Annotated in this window: 14 protein-coding genes; 7 read left to right on the top strand and 7 right to left on the bottom strand. The window is 72.2% G+C overall.

Annotated features, from left to right (window positions below):
* From ACFY32_RS12405 to ACFY32_RS12395, 3 genes are all read right to left on the bottom strand, one after another.
* The gene (locus ACFY32_RS12405) at positions 1–1,203 is read right to left on the bottom strand and encodes an LLM class flavin-dependent oxidoreductase (RefSeq protein ID WP_390674071.1); all 1,203 of its coding nucleotides are present in this window, start codon (positions 1,201–1,203) and stop codon (positions 1–3) included.
* 133 nt (positions 1,204–1,336) lie between these two features.
* Positions 1,337–1,432 carry a putative leader peptide gene (locus ACFY32_RS12400; protein WP_390674070.1) on the bottom strand — a complete coding sequence of 32 codons (96 nt, stop codon included), beginning with the start codon at positions 1,430–1,432 and terminating at the stop codon, positions 1,337–1,339.
* A 269-nt stretch (positions 1,433–1,701) separates the two neighbouring features.
* Positions 1,702–2,244, bottom strand: coding sequence for a DUF1707 domain-containing protein (locus ACFY32_RS12395; protein ID WP_390674069.1), 543 nt, complete (start codon positions 2,242–2,244; stop codon positions 1,702–1,704).
* Between the two features lie 253 nt (positions 2,245–2,497).
* On the opposite strand from ACFY32_RS12395, the gene ACFY32_RS12390 reads away from it, so the two are divergent.
* The 5 genes from ACFY32_RS12390 (at position 2,498) to ACFY32_RS12370 (ending at position 6,682) form a co-directional block, all read left to right on the top strand.
* Complete coding sequence (locus ACFY32_RS12390) at positions 2,498–3,013, top strand: hypothetical protein (protein ID WP_390674068.1); 516 nt, start codon at positions 2,498–2,500, stop codon at positions 3,011–3,013.
* 82 nt (positions 3,014–3,095) lie between these two features.
* Entirely contained in the window at positions 3,096–3,932 is an 837-nt protein-coding gene (locus ACFY32_RS12385) for a DUF4097 domain-containing protein (RefSeq protein WP_390674067.1), read from the top strand.
* A gap of 70 nt (positions 3,933–4,002) precedes the next feature.
* On the top strand, positions 4,003–5,001 hold the full coding sequence (locus ACFY32_RS12380; RefSeq protein WP_390674066.1) for an ATP-binding cassette domain-containing protein: 999 nt from the start codon (positions 4,003–4,005) through the stop codon (positions 4,999–5,001).
* Entirely contained in the window at positions 4,998–5,789 is a 792-nt protein-coding gene (locus tag ACFY32_RS12375; RefSeq protein WP_390674065.1) for an ABC transporter permease, read from the top strand. Before ACFY32_RS12380 ends, ACFY32_RS12375 begins: the two co-directional genes overlap by 4 nt.
* A 248-nt stretch (positions 5,790–6,037) precedes the next feature.
* Entirely contained in the window at positions 6,038–6,682 is a 645-nt protein-coding gene (locus tag ACFY32_RS12370; protein ID WP_359204360.1) for an FMN-binding negative transcriptional regulator, read from the top strand.
* A 16-nt stretch (positions 6,683–6,698) separates the two neighbouring features.
* Here the strand turns inward: ACFY32_RS12370 and ACFY32_RS12365 are convergent, their stop codons facing one another.
* Positions 6,699–7,382, bottom strand: coding sequence for an LmbU family transcriptional regulator (locus ACFY32_RS12365; RefSeq protein ID WP_390674064.1), 684 nt, complete (start codon positions 7,380–7,382; stop codon positions 6,699–6,701).
* A gap of 551 nt (positions 7,383–7,933) precedes the next feature.
* Between ACFY32_RS12365 and ACFY32_RS12360 the strand changes: the two genes are divergently transcribed.
* Both ACFY32_RS12360 and ACFY32_RS12355 read left to right on the top strand, forming a co-directional pair.
* Positions 7,934–9,061: a transposase gene (locus ACFY32_RS12360; protein ID WP_359204366.1), complete on the top strand. Its 1,128-nt coding sequence runs from the start codon at positions 7,934–7,936 to the stop codon at positions 9,059–9,061.
* Positions 9,062–9,737: 676 nt separating this feature from the next.
* On the top strand, positions 9,738–10,580 hold the full coding sequence (locus tag ACFY32_RS12355; protein WP_359204369.1) for a DUF4097 family beta strand repeat-containing protein: 843 nt from the start codon (positions 9,738–9,740) through the stop codon (positions 10,578–10,580).
* A 28-nt stretch (positions 10,581–10,608) separates the two neighbouring features.
* Here ACFY32_RS12355 and ACFY32_RS12350 read toward each other — a convergent pair whose 3' ends face one another.
* The 3 genes from ACFY32_RS12350 to ACFY32_RS12340 form a co-directional block, all read right to left on the bottom strand.
* Complete coding sequence (locus tag ACFY32_RS12350) at positions 10,609–11,379, bottom strand: thioesterase II family protein (protein ID WP_390674063.1); 771 nt, start codon at positions 11,377–11,379, stop codon at positions 10,609–10,611.
* 40 nt (positions 11,380–11,419) lie between these two features.
* Positions 11,420–12,766 carry a lysine N(6)-hydroxylase/L-ornithine N(5)-oxygenase family protein gene (locus ACFY32_RS12345; protein WP_359204375.1) on the bottom strand — a complete coding sequence of 449 codons (1,347 nt, stop codon included), beginning with the start codon at positions 12,764–12,766 and terminating at the stop codon, positions 11,420–11,422.
* A gap of 117 nt (positions 12,767–12,883) precedes the next feature.
* The gene (locus tag ACFY32_RS12340) at positions 12,884–14,440 is read right to left on the bottom strand and encodes an FAD-dependent monooxygenase (RefSeq protein ID WP_359204378.1); all 1,557 of its coding nucleotides are present in this window, start codon (positions 14,438–14,440) and stop codon (positions 12,884–12,886) included.
* Positions 14,441–14,463 lie beyond the last annotated feature (23 nt).

Raw genomic sequence — 14,463 nt, 5'->3', positions numbered from 1 at the left:
TCAGGCCGCGGCGTAGCGGTTGGCGGGGCGGGGCAGTCCGAGCAGGCCGCGCAGGGTGCCGGCCTCGTAGGCGCGGCGGAAGGCGCCGCGGCGCTGGAGTTCGGGGACGAGTCCCCGGGTGATGGCGGGCAGGTCGTGGCCGGCGACGGCGGGCCGCAGCCGGAAACCGGTCAGTCCGGCGGACTGGAATTCCTGGAGCAGATCGGCGAGTTGGGCGGGGCTGCCGGTGAAGACGCGGGCGTCGCTGGTGTACTCCTCGCCCGACAGGGTGTCGAGCCGGTCGCGGCGGGCGGCCGCCGCGGCCGGGTCGTCGTCGAGGTGGACGACCAGGTCGGCGAAGACGTGCAGCGGTTCGCCGCCGCGTCCGGCGGCCGACTGCTCGGCGCGGATCTCGGCGACGATCGCGCGGGCCTGGCCGGTGTCGTGCGGGGTGACGTAGCCGACGTCGGCGGCGCGGGCCACCAGGCGGTAGGGCACGGTGTCGTGGGCGAGGGCGGTGACCGGCGGCTGGCCCTGCGGGGGGCGCGGGGTGATCGAAGGGCCCTTGACGCTGAAGTGCCGGCCCTCGAAGTCGATGTAGTGCAGCCTGTCGCGGTCGATGAACCGGCCGGTGGCCACGTCCCGGATCTCGGCGTCGTCCTCCCAACTGTCCCAGAGCCGCCGCACGACCTCGACGTGGTCGGCGGCCTCGTCGAACAGGTCGGCCACCAGGTCCCGGGTGGCCGGGTCGTCGTAGGCGGCGATCCTGGGGATGGTGCGGCGGCCGAAGTGGGCGGCCTCGTTGGGCCGGGCGGTGATCTGGACGCGCAGTCCCGCACGGCCGGTGCTCACATAGTCGAGGGTGGCGATGGCCTTGGAGATATGGAACGGCTCCGTGTGGGTGGCCACCACGGTCGGGACCAGTCCTATGTGCCGGGTCAGGGGTGCGACCCGGGAGGCGATCAGGACCGCGTCGAGCCGGCCGCGGACCTGGTCGCGGCGGTCGTCCGGGTCCAGGAAGTGCGAGGACTGGGGGCCGAGGCCGTCCTCGATGGTCACGAAGTCGAGCAGACCGCGCTCGGCCTCGGTGATCAGGTCGGCCCAGTAGGCGGCGGTGAACAGCTCACGGGGTCGGGCGACGGGCTCCCGCCATGAGGCGGGGTGCCAGCCGGTGCCGTCCAGCGCGACGGCGAGGTGCAGCGGGGCAGGGGGAGTCGAGGGCACGGGGATGCCTTCCTGGAGGTCCGGGAGAAGCCTGCTGGAGATCCATGAGAAGACCGCCGGCCCTCGCGCGGGCGGCCGGGAGGGGCGCGTGCGGAGCCGACGGAGCGCCCGGGTGAGGACCCGGGCGGGGGTGTCAGGAGCGACAGAGCGCGCCGGCCACGCGCTGGAGGTCGATGTGGGGCCGGGAGTACAGGTGCACGGCGTGGGCTATCCGGTCCACGTCGGTCACCTCCCTCGTCAGGGCGCGGGGCGCGCCTCACACATCTCGTCGTGAGTCCCAACGCCCGGCCCCCGCCCGGTGTTCCCGCCACGCCCAGCACGGTCCCCGGCGGCGCGCCCACGGCGTACGCGAGCACCAGCGCCCCGACGGTCACGGCGACCGCCACCGCCCCGGCCACGGCGTTTCCCACGCCGACCCCCCAAGCCCCGGACGTCCAGGGCTACATGGTGGAGTCGTACGGCCACGGGAACACGAGTACGTGTACTCAGCCGGGTCCGTCAGCGCCGGGCGTGGCGGACCCGCAGCCGTCCGAACCCCATGGTCCCGGAGATCCGGATCGTCGGCCCGCCGGGGCGGGAGCGCCGGGGGGCGCGGTAGCGCAGGTCCTTCCAGCCGGTGCGCACGCCCTCCACGTCCACGACGGCGTCGCGCGGCACCGTGATGCTGGCCCCGCCGGTGCCGAGCCGCAGTTCGATGTCGACGACCGGGTACTCGATGACCGCCCGGGACAGGTCCAGGCGCACCCTTCCGTACTCGGAGCCGACCTTGAGCTTGCGGGGCACCCGCCAGGCACCGCCGCGCCGTATCCGTCCGGCGGCGGCGACGATCGTCGACGTGGTGGCCGGCGGCCGGCGCGGCAGCGCCTCCAGGGCCGACACGAGCTGGCCGCGGACCTCGGCGGTGAGCACCTGGTGGAGGCGGTCGTCCAACTCCTCGTGCGAGAGGTGCCCTTCGGTGTACGCCTCCTGCAGGCGCCGCACGGCCGTCTCGCGGTCCTCGTCGCCGATCAGGGTCGGCGAGTCGTCCGGTAAGGGGGTCACCGTCTTACCCTACTGCCGCACGGGCGGTGTGAATGCGCCAAGGTCTGAGCACGATGGACATCACGTGGCGCCAGGTGGCACCAGGTGATGCCATCGCATGGCCCGCGCGGGTGCGTCGTCACCCATGGCACTACAGCGGGCCGGGGCGTCGCTGTCGCGTTTCCGCAGTTCAGGACGGGTTCTGCCAATCATCCGCGAGATGAAGTGCCACAGAGGCTTGCAAGTGGCGCCACATGGGTGCCACTATGGCGTCATGGACCTCACCCCCTACGTCGACACCCTCCGCCGCGAACTGGCGGTGGCCGCCGAAGCCGGCGGTGACGAAGCCCGCGAGCTGGCCGAGAGACTCACCGCGCCCCTGGAGTCCGCGACCCGGCTGATCATGCTCAATGTGCTCTCCGCCGCCATGGACGAGATCACCCGCGAGCTCGCCCCCGGCTCGGTCGACGTACGGCTGCGCGGGCTGGACCCCGACTTCGTGGTCACCCCGCCGCCGGCCGACGGCGGCCCGGTGGAGCCGGCCGCGCCCGTGGAACCGCTCAAGGCGCCGGTTCCGGCCGACGGCGACGAGGGCGGCACCGCCCGCGTCAACCTGCGGCTGCCGGCCCACCTGAAGGCGCGCGCCGAGGAGGCCGCCGGCCGCGAGGGCCTGTCGGTCAACGCGTGGCTGGTGCGGGCCGTGGCGGCCGCCGTGGAGGGCGGTGCCCGGCCGCGCCCGGCGGAGCGGACCCGCACCATCGGACAGAGCATCACGGGCTGGGTGCGCTAGCCGCGCCCGCGCCCGCACCGCTTCACCCCTTTCGCGTCCCACCAGCGGGGACGATCCGACGACCCATGAGGACGGCACAGCCATGCCTGCTTTCGACACCCCCGGACCCATCACGGCCACCACCCACGTGTACGCCGGTTCCATCCGGTTCACCGCGGCCGACCGCCTCGACACGGTCGTCGAGGTGCGGCCCCGCGACCCGAAGCGGGGCCAGGACGCCAAGGCAGCCGACCAGACCGAGGTGACCTGCGCCGGCGGTGTGCTGACCGTCAGGACGCCCGGGGCGAACCTCGTCGGGCGTTCCGGCACCGTCGACGTGACGGTCGAGCTGCCCGCGGGTTCACGTGTCGAGCTGTCCGGGTCCTGGACCCAGGTGTTCGGCGAGGGGCGGCTCGGCGAGGTGGTGGTGAAGACCTCCTCCGGCGACGTCCGCCTCGACACGACCGGTCCGCTCCAGCTCGCCGCCTCCCACGGCTCGATCACCGTGGACCGGGTCGACGGCGCGGCCGAGATCACCACCAGCTCCGGCAGTGTGCGCGTCGGCACCGTCGCCGGGTCCGCCGTACTGAAGAACTCGCACGGCACCACGACCGTCGGCACCGCGACCGGAGACCTGCGGGTCAGCGGCGCCAACGGTGACATCGACATCGCGCGGGCCGAGGGCTCGGTCGTCGCCACCACCGCCCACGGCACCCTGCGCGTCGCCGAAGTCTCCTGCGGAAAGGTCCAGTTGGAGACGAGTTACGGCGCCATCGAGGTCGGCGTCCGCGAGGGCGTCGCCGCCTGGCTGGACGTCAGCTCCGACCGGGGCCAGGTGCGCAACACGCTCGCCGCCTCCGAGACCCCGGAGCAGACCGAGCAGACCGTCGAGGTCCGCGCCCGGACCCGCTGGGGCAACATCGACGTGCGCCGCGCCTGAGCCGGAGCACCGGCCCCGCCGCCTCGTACCGCCTCCCCCGTCACCCCGGCCTTCGAAAAGGAGGGCACCCATGCCTTCTTCTGTCATGCCCACAACAGATGAGAGCGGCGGTGGGCAGTCGCCCGCCGCCGTCGTCGCCACCGGACTGCGCAAGGCGTACGGCGGCCGGACCGTCCTCGACGGCATCGACCTGCACGTCCCGGCCGGCACGGTGTTCGCCCTGCTGGGCCCGAACGGCGCGGGCAAGACCACGGTGGTCAGCATCCTGTCCACCCTGATCGGCCCCGACGCCGGGCAGATACGCGTCGCGGGCCACGACCCGGCCACCGACCCCGGGGCGGTCCGCGCCGCGATCGGCGTCACCGGCCAGTTCTCCGCCGTGGACGGGCTGATCACCGGCGAGGAGAACATGCTCCTGATGGCCGACCTCAACCACCTCCCCAAGAAGGAGGGCCGCCGGACCGCCGCCGAACTGCTGGCCCGCTTCGACCTCACCGAGGCCGCGCGCAAGCCCGCCGCCACCTACTCCGGCGGCATGAAGCGCCGCCTGGACATCGCCATGACCCTGGTCGGCGACCCCCGGATCATCTTCCTCGACGAACCCACCACCGGCCTGGACCCGCGCTCCCGGCACACCATGTGGCAGATCGTCCGCGACCTGGTCGCCGGCGGCGTGACCGTCTTCCTCACCACCCAGTACCTGGAGGAGGCCGACCAGCTCGCCGACCGCGTCGCCGTCCTCGACGGCGGCCGGATCGCCGCCCAGGGCAGCCCCGCCGAACTCAAGCGGCTCGTCCCCGGCGGCCACGTACGACTGCGGTTCTCCGACCCGGTGGCCTACGGGCGGGCCGCGTCCGCCCTGCGCGAGGTCACCCGCGACGACGCGGCGATGTCGCTGCAGATCCCGAGCGACGGCGGCCAGCGCGAACTGGGCGCCCTCCTCGACTGGCTGGACGCGGCCGGCGTCGAGGCCGACGAGCTGACCGTGCACACCCCCGACCTGGACGACGTGTTCTTCGCCCTCACCGGCTCCCGGCAGCCGGTACAGCCCAAGGAGTCCGCCCGATGAGCGTCCCCTCCCTCGCCCTGCGCGACACCTCCACCATGCTGCGGCGCAACCTGCTGCACGCCCGCCGTTACCCGTCCCTGACGCTGCAACTGCTGCTCACCCCGGTGATGCTGCTGCTGCTCTTCGTCTATGTCTTCGGCGACGCGATGAGCGCCGGCATCGGGGACGGCCGCGCCGACCGCTCCGCCTACATCGCCTACCTGGTGCCCGGTCTGCTGCTGATGACCGTCGGCAGCACCACGATCGGCACCGCGGTCTCCGTCGCCACGGACATGGCCGAGGGCATCATGGCCCGCTTCCGCACCATGGCGATCCACCGCGGCTCGGTGCTCGTCGGGCACGTCATCGGCAGCGTCCTCCAGTGCCTGGTGAGCGTGCTGCTGGTCGGGGCCGTCGCCGTGGCCATCGGCTTCCGCTCCACCGACGCCACGCCGCTGGAGTGGGTCGCGGCGTTCGGACTGCTCGCCCTGTTCGCCCTGGCGCTGACCTGGCTGGCGGTCGGCATGGGCCTGTCCAGCCCGAACGCCGAGGCGGCCAGCAACAACGCGATGCCGCTGATCTTCCTGCCGCTGGTCTCCAGCGCCTTCGTGCCGGTGGACTCGATGCCGGGGTGGTTCCGGCCGGTCGCCGAGTACCAGCCGTTCACTCCGGCCAACGAGACCCTGCGCGGCCTGCTCCTGGGCACCGGCATCGGCCACAACGGATGGCTCGCCGTCGCCTGGTGCCTGGGACTGGCCGTGCTCGGCTGCCTCTGGTCCAGGAAACTGTTCCGCCGCGACCCGAAGTGAAGCGGATCTTTCCGCCGCGGAGTTGACCGCCCGCCCGCTTTCCCCTAATCCTTCTGGGACCGCACGGGAATTCACCGGGAATCAATGCGACCGGCATTGCTCTTTCCGGCCCCGGTCCAAGCGCACCAGCTTCCGGTTCCGCTCTCGATTGCGCCGGGGACAACAGCGCGTCACGATGAAGACCCCGTTGTCCTGCCGACAGGACAGTCGTCACTGTTCCCCGTCATACCCCGAAGGGTGAGTGCTGCATGTACGTCCCCAGTCATTACCGAGAACCGGATGTCTCGTGGCTGCTCGATCTGATACGTGACAACCCGCTGGCCCTTATGGCCAGCAATGGGGCTCCCGCTGACGGACCGTTCGCCACGCACCTGCCGGTCATCACCGACCCCGAATGGGACGGACACCCCGACGCGGACCTGGCGGGCATGTCCCTGCTGGGGCACATGAACCGGGCCAATCCGCACTGGACGGCACTGGACACCGGGACGCCGGTCCTGCTGACGTTCACCGGTCCGCACGCCTATGTGTCACCCACCGTCTACGACATCACCCCGGCCGCCCCGACCTGGAACTTCACCTCGGTCCACGTGCATGGAGTGGCGGAGCGGATCGAGTCGACGGAGGAGACACTGGGTGTCGTACAGGCGACGGTGCGGGCGTTCGAGAAGGATTTCGGGGCCGATTGGGACATGACCGAGTCCGTCGACTACTTCCGCAGGATAGTGCCGGGAGTCGGCGCCTTCCGGGTCCGGGTGACCAGGGCCGAGGGCATGTTCAAGCTCAGCCAGGAGCAGCGTCCCGAGGTCCGCGAGCGGGTGAAGCGGTCGTTCGCCGGACGAAGCTGCACCCGGCACGCGCAGACCGCGGACCTCATGACCCGCCTGCCGTAGCGGCCCCGCGGACCGGTCATTCGAGGGCGAGCGGCCGGTCCGTCTCCTTCAGCACCTGCTCGGCCGCGGCGTCGAGGGTGGCCATGACCCATTCCCCCAGGTCGGTGCCGGCCTGGGCCGCCGCCTTGTGCCACCACTGAAGGCGGTTGTCGGGCACGGCCAGCCGGCGCGTCGCCGCCCCGGACTCCGGCTGCGGCGCGGCGCCTTCACGCTCCGCCCTGAGGGCCTGCCGCAGTTGCTTGGTGCTCCACTTCCTCCGCTCGGCACGGTCGAGCCAGGTCTCCTGCTCGTCGGCATGCAGCGACGCCAGCTCGGCGTGGTGCTGGAAGCTGAGCGCGTGCCGCCGCCGGTTCACGTCGAAGCGCCGGGAGACCCAGGCGTAGTTGCGCAGCGTCTGGTACTGGAGCCCGGCCGCGCGGATGCCGAGTTCGTAGCGGTCGGCATAGTGGTCCTTGCCGTATACGAGCCAGTCCCCGAGCCACCAGGACGACGAGTTGAGCAGCCCGGAAAGCTGGCGCCCGGCCTGCTCCCACTCCTCGAAAGCCAGTCCCGCGGGTATGCACAGCCCCACCTTCGTGGTGAGTACCTGGTCGCGCCGCGACTCCATTCCGGCGGTTCTGCGGGCCCTTTGCTCGGCTTCCGCCGTTCTGCCGAACATGGTCGCCTCGGAGTTTCTGCGGTCGTCGACCTGCTGTGTCATAACGCCTCCGTTTCAACGCGCGTATCGACCGAGCGGTTACGCGGTGGCTCCCCCGTGAATGCGGAGATGAACCGGGCATTGGTAGGTCCCCGGTCGGGGCCGGGATGGCCAACTACCGCGCTTCGAGTAGAGCCCGACATCCATGTCAGTTCAAGGATCTTGGCGCCTTCGAACACTACTTTGCAGAGTTCCGGTGCCACACCCGCCAAGTGGTCCAGTCCACTGATTGGCGCGATCCGGCCACCCGCCCGGAACCCGCGCCGCTCTACCGTGCGCGCCGCGCTCCAGGCGCCCCACCGCGACCGGAACCCGCACTCCAGGCGCCCCATGGGTCCGTACCGCACCCCGGTGCCGAGTGCCGCGAGGCTATGCGCCATTCCAGGCACCACAACAAGTCAGCCAACCTCGGACCCTGGCACCACACTGGCCTCCCACCTAGACTCTCTCCCCACAACGCTCAGTAACCTCGGGGGAGTTATTGCGGCATGGAGACGCCCCAAGCAGGCACCTCGTCGGCTTCAAGACACGCGACCTATGCCCCTCATCCGGATATGTCCCTGGATCGCTTCAGCGGCACGATCTTCAAGAGTCTGCGCCGGACCGATCAGCGCAAATGGGCCCACGCATACTTGAAGGGGCTGCTTCTCACCCCGGGCAAGAAATCGGTGCGCCGGCTCGCCGCCGCGATCTCCCGCGATCCGTCCGTCGTGCAGTCGCTGCGCCAGTTCGTCAGCCTCAGCCCGTGGGACTTCGACGAGGTCATGGAGGAACTCACCGACTGGGTGGCCATCCGCCGGCCGGAGCCTGTCTGGCCCATCGGCCGGGCCGTCCTGCCCAAGCGCGGTGACCGGTCGGTGGGCGTGCACCGCTACTTCGACCTCTCCTCGGGCCGCACCCTCAACTGTCAACTGGGGCTGGGCTCGTTCCTGTGCGTGGGCGACACCCAGTTCCCCGTCGACTGGTGTCTGCACCTGTCGACGGCCTGGACGCAGGACCCCGCTCGGCGCAGGGACACCCGCATACCGGACTGCGAGCTCTACCGGCCGCTGTGGGCGGCGGCGCTCCGGCTGGTCGACCGGCTCTCGGCCCGTTCGGACTCCCCGTCCTCCGTGGTGCTGGTCGACATGAGCGACGAACCCGACGTGGTGTACCTGCTGCACGGACTCGCCAAGCGGCAACGGGACTTCGTGGTCGCGGTCCCGCCGCATCTGGCGGTGCTGCCCGCCGGCGAGGGCGCCTCGGCGCCGGTGAGCGCGCGGACCCTGGTGTGCGCGCAGAGCCCGGAGGCGGCCGTCGTCCCGCTGCCCGGCAGGAACCGGCGGGCCGCCCGGGTCCAGACCTCCCTGGTCCATCTGGCGGGCGGTATCCCGGGGCGTACGCCCGGCCCTCCCTACCGGCTGTTCACCGAGGCGGACCCGGCCGGCTCCCCGGGCCCCCTGTGGCTCACCAGCCTCGCCCACCTCGCCCTCACCGAGGTCGGCTCGATCACCGCGCTGCACACCGGGACGACGGACGCGATCGGTGCCATGGAGCGGGACTTCGGGCTGCTGGACTTCGAGGGGCGTTCGTTCCCCGGCTGGTATCACCACATGGCCCTCGTCTCGGCCGCCTACACCTACCGGAAGCTGCACGGTCCCGCCGCCGCGCCGTCCCGCGACGCGGCGCGACGGGTGCCGTAGCGGCGCCGCACGCCCCTCCCGTCCCACTGACACATCCGGCATCACATCCGCCGCCGATCCGCGCCACTTCGGCGTCGCGAGGCCGGCCGCTTCCGGCACGAGTTGATTTTGGCGGCATCTCAACGCCGTGCGGCACCGGGGCCGGGCGGCGTACGCCTTCCGCGGCCCGCCCGGTCGCCCCGGCTGACCGATTCCGCTCGCTGCCGTACTCCTCGCGAGCTGTCGTGAACACGGGCCTCCCGTTATGGCGCTAGCGTGACATCACACGGCGTCAGTGGAGAACGTGCGTCCCGCACCCCGGTCCGCGGCGCGGCCGTCTCCACCGGTTCTCCGGCCAGTTCCCCGGAGTAGCCCCCCACGGTGAGCGCCGAAGAACGGTCGGCACGCGACGCGCGCTCCCCAGGGGACGCGCGCACGGTGAAGGGTGAGGTGTTCCACGTGGCGAGGACGGACCGCGATCCGCCAGGTTCCCCGACGACCGGTTCCCCGACGGCCGGTTCCCCGGTGACAGGTTGCCCGGTGACAGGACTTACGGTGACCGGACTTCCGGTGACAGGTCTCCCGGTGACGCATGTCCGGCGACCCGGACCGTGTCCCCGCGACCGAACGTGACCTCGCGTCGTCCGGGCGGCCGCCGTCGGACCCGCGGCCGCAGACACCCCGAAGGCGGCCCGCCATGCCGGCGTACGAGACACCCTCACCCGTCCAGGTGGTGCTCAATCTGGTGTGCGGCCAGGTCCGGATCACCGCCGGCGACCGCCCGGTGACCTCGGTCGAGGCGTATCCCCGCGACAGCGGCGACCAGGACGACGTGCGGACCGCCGGCCGGCTGCGCATCGACTACACCGGCGGCCGGCTGCTGGTGAACGCCCCGGAACCGGACGGCAGCGGCGGCGCGGTCGTCGTGGTGCTGGCCGTGCCCACCGGTTCCAGCCTGAGCGGCCGGGGCATGGCCGCGGACTTCCTCGGCACCGGGGAACTGGGCGAGTGCCGGCTCAGCACCGGCCTGGGGCACATCAGTCTGCACCGTACCGGCAGTCTGCGCCTGGACGCCGCCCTCGGTGACATCACGGTCGACCGCGCGGCCGGCACCGTCGAGGCCACCGCGGACCGCGGCGACGTCCGGCTGGGGCTGATCGAGGGCAGCACCACGGTCACGACGAGGGGCGAGGGAGACGTGACCGTGGACGAGGTGCGCGGTGCCGCCCGCCTGTACGCCGAGCGCGGCACCATCCGGCTGGGCCGGGCGCACACCGACGTGGAGGCCCGGACGATCCACGGTGACATCGACGTCGGGGAGGTGCGGCGGGGAAGCGTGCTCGCCGCCACCACGTTCGGCGGCGTCCGGGTCGGGGTGGCCGGCACCAGCGAGGCCCGGCTGTCCCTGGACTCCGCGGTGGGCACCGTCTCCACGGCCCTGTCGCTCCTGGCGGCCCGCGAGCAGGCGGACCACACCGTGTCCGTCCAGGCCCGGACCGTGATCGGGGACGTCGTGGTGGAGCGCTCCGGCCTGGAGTGAACCCGAGCCGCGGCGCCGCCCGCACACCTCACACGGCGGTGTCCGAGCGGGCCGGGCCGCGGTCCAGTACGCGACCGAGGTCCGCCAGCAGCGCGGCTTCCTCGCCGATGAGGTAGAAGTGCCCGCCGGGCAGGACCCGTAGCCGGAAGGCGTCCTGTGTCATGTCGGCCCAGTCGCGCATCTGCTCCGGGGTCACCTCGGGATCGGCGTCGCCGGTGTAGCCGTACACGGGGCAGTCCAGCGGGGGGCGGTCGCCACCGCGGTAGCCGTCCACCAGCCGGTAGTCCGCGCGGACCGCCGGGAGCACCAGCTCCCTCAGATCGGGGTCGGCGAAGACCGGGGCGCGGCTCGCGTCGAAGCGCAGGATCTCGGCGATGATCTTCTCGTCCGGGCCGGAGAACCGCCGCGTGGTGTCCAGGGTGTGCGGCGGCCGTCTGCCGGACACGCACAGGGCGGCCGGCGGACTCCCCCGCTTCTGCAGGCGCAGCGCCACCTCGTGCGCCACCGACGCGCCCATGCTGTGGCCGAACAGCACCAGCCGGTACGGCGTCAGCTCGCCCAGCGCGTCGGCGATGTCGTCCGCGAGGGACTCCAGCCCGGTCGGGAACGGATCGCCGTACCGGTCCTCCCGGCCCGGGTAGCGCACGGCGAGCACGCCGGTGTCCGCCGGGAGTCCGGCGGGCCAGGTGCGGTAGGCGCTCGCCCAGCCCCCGGCGTGGGGGAAGCAGACGAGCTTCGTCCCGCACGCGTCGTCGTCGCGGAAGCGGCGCAGCCACCGCTCCGCCGTCGGACCGTTCATCAGGGTTCCCCTTCCGCGTGCGTGCCGGGCACCGCGCCCGTCAGCGTACGTCGCCGCCGACCTCGGCCAGGACCGCCCGTCCGGCGTCGCGGTCACCGAGCCGGCCGATGATCGAGCCGGCGATCTCACCGCTGCGCACGGCGATGTTCGACAGCAGTGACGAGGTCAGCCCGTGGGTGTGCTCGGTGCCGCCCTGGAGGTAGATGCCGCAGCGCAGCTCCGGCGCGGTCGCGACCCGGTAGTCCCGCTCGACCCGGTAGCGGTGCGCCTCGTCGCGCAGGCAGTGCCGGTCGAGGTCGCCGAGCAGGCGGGTGGGCTCCATCGTGTCGTAGCCGGTCGCGCAGACCAGGGCGTCGAAGTCCAGTTCGCGCACTTCGGCGTCGGGGCCGACCTGGAGGGAGACGCGGGTCTCGGCGCCCAGGCGCTTCACCCCGGTGACCCGCGACAGGTTGAGGAACCGGAGCCGCCGTACGCCCCGTACCTCGTCGTCGTACGACCTGCGGTACAGCGCCCGGATCACCTCGTCGTCGACGACGGAGTAGTTGGTGTTGCGGTGGTAGCGCCAGAACGCCTCCCGCGTCCGGTCGGTGCCGAAGTAGTAGTCGTCGACGGCCCCGGGGTCGAAGATCTGGTTGGCGAAGGGGGTGTCGTCCGCGACGGAGTAGCCGTAGGACGGGATGACCGCCCACACCTCGGCGTGCGGCAGTTCGTCGTACAGGAACCGGGTGATCTCGGCGGCGCTCTGGCCCGCCCCGACCACCGCCACCCGGCGCAGTGCGGCGGGGTCGGTGCCGCGGTACTTCTCCAGGAACTCCGAGCTGTGCCAGACCCGTTCGTCGCGCTCGGCGCCCGCGGGCATGCTGGGCACCAGGCCCGTGGAGATCACCACGTTGCGTGCCTCGACGACGCGGCCGGTCCGGCCGGTGCCGTCCGCCACCTCCAGGCGCAGCCGGTCCGCCCCTTGCGCGTCGGTGCCCGGCGGCAGTGCGATCGACGTCACCTCCGAGCCGTACGCGATGCGGTCGGCCACCCGGGCCTGCGCCCACTCCAGGTACTGGTGGAACTCCGCGCGGGTGGGGAAGAAGTCCTGGTTGTTGACGAACTGCGGGAGCCGGCCCGACGCGTGCAGGTAGGCGATGAAGCTGAAGGTCGACGTCGGATTGCGGAAGGTGACCAGGTCCTTCAGGAAGGAGATCTGCATGGTCGCCGACGGCAGCAGCATGTTGCGGTGCCAGCCGAACGACGGCTGGCGCTCCAGGAAGAGGGCGCTGACCTCGTGTTCAGGGTCCTTGACCCGGGCTTCCTCCAGGGCGATGGCGAGCGACAGGTTGGACGGACCGAACCCGATGCCGACCACGTCGTAGATCTCGTGTTCACGATCACTCATTGATTTCTCCCGCGGGCATGAAGGTGTGATGCACGGTGCGCATCTGCGATCGGTGGTCTTCCGCTCCCGGACCCGCGTGTCCTGTCAGCGGGACACCCGGTTCCGGGCCGGTGTCGCTCAGCTCCGGGTGGCCGGGCCGAACCAGGTGGTGAGGGCGGTCCGGAGCGCCGGGGTGCCGGGCGCGCCGCCGGCGGCGGCGGCCCAGGCGACATGGCCGTCCGGGCGGACGAGCAGCGCGGCCGGAGCGGGGATCGCGCCGACGGCCGGGACGGTCCAGTGGTCGTCCTCGCTGCGCGCCTCGACGAGGTCGACCCGGTCGGCCCAGCCCGCGGCGACCGCCGCCAGCCGGGCGTTGCCGCGCAGGTCGAGCAGTACGGGGCGGGCGGCGTGCAGCAGTGCGTGGACGCGGGTGGCGCCGTCGGCGGTCTTGAGGTCGGCGTCGGGGACCCGGCGGCCGGCCAGCGGATGGCCGCCGTCGGACGGGTAGCGGATGTCCAGGGCCGTGAGCATGCCGCGCAGATACTGGTTGACGTCGTCGAACACGATGAGCGCGGAGAAGACGTCGCGCAGCGCGTCCGTGTGGGCGCCGGGGCGGGCCAGGGCGGCCTGCGCCCGGGTGTTGTGCAGCACGCGCTCCCCGACGGGGTGACGCTCGGCGTGGTAGCTGTCCAGCAGGCTCTCGGGGGCCTGTCCGCGGACCACCGAGGCGAGTTTCCAGCCGAGGTTGACCGCGTCCTGCACCCCCATGTTCAGGCCCTGTCCGCCGGCCGGGAAGTGGATGTGCGCCGCGTCGCCCGCGAGCAGCACGCGGCCCTCCCGGTACCGGTCGGCCTGCCGTGCGGCGTCGCTGAACCGGGAGACCCACCGCGGGCTGTTCATGCCGTAGTCGGTGCCCGCGATCCTGATCAGCGAGTCCCTTAGCTGTTCGAAGGTGGTGGGTTCGTCGCGGTCCGCGACCCGGCCGTGCTCGGTCGTGATGACCCGGTACCAGCCCGGCTCGAAGGCGATCACGGAGTAGTCGCCGCCCGGACAGCGCCGTGCCCAGATGTAGTCCTCGGGCAGTTCGGGGAGTTCGACGTCGCCGATCAGCGAGGTCATCGTCGCCGGGGTGCCGGGGAAGCCGATGCCCGCCAGTTTCCGGACCGTGCTGCGGCCGCCGTCGCAGCCCACCAGGTAGCGGGCGCGCAGCGTCGCCGGTTCCCCGCCCGCCGTGCGCAGCGCGACCGTCACGCCGGAACCGTCCTGGTCGATGCCGTGCACCTCGGACGACCAGCGCACCCGTACGCCGAGTTCGGCGGCCCACTCCTCCAGCAGCCGTTCGATGGTGTACTGGAGGATCATCAGCGGGTACGGATGCCGGGACTCGGACTCGTCGAACTCCAGCCGCAGGCCGGAGAAGTGGCCCACGCCCTGGAGTTCGCCGGCCGCCAGGAAGCGGTCCAGGACGCCGCGCTGGTCCAGCACCTCCAGGGTGCGGGAGTGCATCCCGCCGGCCCGTGACTCGCCGGTCCGTTCCGCGAGCCGTTCGACCAGCGTCACCTCGACGCCCGCCAGTCGCAGCTCGCAGGCGAGCATCAGTCCCGTCGGCCCGGCGCCCGCGATCACCACGTCCGTGTCCATGCCGGTGTGCGCCACCTCGTCCTCCCCCTCGTCGCCGTGCGGCTGTGCCGTCATGAGCCCGCCTCCGGTGGCCGTGC

Origin of the sequence: Streptomyces sp. NPDC000134 (genome assembly GCF_042899225.1) — a bacterium.
GTDB lineage: Bacteria > Actinomycetota > Actinomycetes > Streptomycetales > Streptomycetaceae > Streptomyces.
Note: the sequence above shows the minus strand (reverse complement) of the source record. Positions and strands in the feature narration are given on the sequence as shown.